The organism is Mycobacterium simulans, from assembly GCF_900232995.1.
Taxonomy (GTDB): Bacteria; Actinomycetota; Actinomycetes; order Mycobacteriales; family Mycobacteriaceae; genus Mycobacterium; species Mycobacterium simulans.
The window spans coordinates 1-1,612 of record NZ_OCVX01000029.1; the positions used below are offsets into that span (position 1 = coordinate 1).

Below are 1,612 nucleotides of genomic sequence, written 5' to 3' on the forward strand. Positions count from 1 at the left end.
AAGATGGTCTTGGCGCTCAACCACGACATCTTGCCGCCGACTTTGCATGTTGATGAGCCCAGCCCGCACATTGATTGGTCGGCCGGTGGGGTGCGGTTGTTGACCGAGCCGGTCCCGTGGCCGCAGACCGATCATCCGCGGACCGCGGGGGTGTCGTCGTTCGGGATCAGCGGCACCAACGCCCATGTGATCGTCCAGCAAGCCCCCAAACCACCAGCGTCGTCACCGGCGCACCAAGCAAAACCGCGACCAGAGCCGCGGTTGGGGGTGTGGCCCATCTCGGCGCGCACTCCTGCGGCGCTGGCCGCCCAAGCCGATCGGCTGTTGCAGCACTTGGTTGCGCATCCGGATGTCGATGTGGCCGATCTGGCCTTCAGTTTGGCCACCAGCCGTGCCCAGCATCCGTATCGAGCGGTGATCACCACGGCTGATACCGGGGAGAATGCCCGGAAGCAATTGATGACCGGGTTGGAAGCTCTAGCAAAAGGGCGGTCCCATCCACGGTTGGCCCAACATCACCTTCCGGCCCAGGATGCCAGCAAAGTGGTGTTCGTCTTCCCGGGCCAGGGAGCTCAGTATGCGGGCATGGGCGTGCAGCTCTACGAACGTCATCCTGTGTTCGCTGAGGCCGTAGATGATTGCGATCGGGCATTGCGCCGGATTACGGGCTGGTCAGTGCGCGATGTGCTGTGTGAAAATCCGAACGCTTCGTCGTTGGATCGGGTGGATGTGGTCCAGCCGGTGTTGTTCACGATGATGGTGTCGCTGGCGCAGTTGTTGATTTCGTACGGCGTCGCCCCGGATGCGGTGATTGGCCATTCTCAAGGGGAAATCGCTGCGGCCTACATCGGTGGCGTGTTCTCGCTAGATGAGGCCGCCAAAATTGTGGCGCTGCGTAGTCGCGCGTTGGCCTGCCTCGCCGGTCAGGGTGCAATGGCGTCGGTGTTGCTGGCTGTCGAGGACCTGGGCCCACGATTGAGGCAGTGGGATGAGATGTTAAGTGTCGCAGCGGTCAATGGACCTTCGCAAACCATCATTAGTGGCGATCCCGTGACCGTGGCGAAATTCGTTGCGTCGTGTGAGCGTGATGGTGTTCAGGTTCGCGGTCTGGCGGTCGATTATGCTTCGCATTCGTCCCACGTGGAGGGGTTGCAGAAGCGGCTGTTGGCGGATTTGGATGGGTTGGTCCCGCAGGCGTCGCGGATTCCGGTGTTCTCCACAGTAGCCAGCGCATTATCGAATCAGCCGCTCGATACCAGCGTCATGGATGCGGACTATTGGTATCGCAACCTGCGCGAACCAGTGCGCTTTCACGACGGCATCACCGCGTTGTTGGCCGCGGGGGAGCGGGTGTTTGTGGAGTTGTCGCCGCATCCGGTGTTGGCGGCCGCGATCAGCGACACCGTGGCCGGTGTCGAGGGGGGTTCGCTGTCGGTGGTGATCCCGACTTTGCATCGTGAGCACCCCGACCTCGACGGTGTGGCTGCGGCGGTGGGCCGGTTGCATACCTGTGGGCATAGCCCGTCGTGGCGGCAGTTGTATCCGCGGGGGCGGGTGGTGGGGTTGCCGACGTATCCCTTTGAGCATCACCGGTATTGGCTGGCCCCGGCCG

At 62.7% G+C, this 1,612-nt stretch carries 1 protein-coding gene; it reads left to right on the forward strand.

The genetic code is table 11. The features are described 5' to 3' along the window. Positions 1 to 1,612 (forward strand): acyltransferase domain-containing protein (locus tag MSIMFI_RS26610; protein WP_191499923.1); only part of this gene is annotated, 1,612 nt, incomplete at both ends.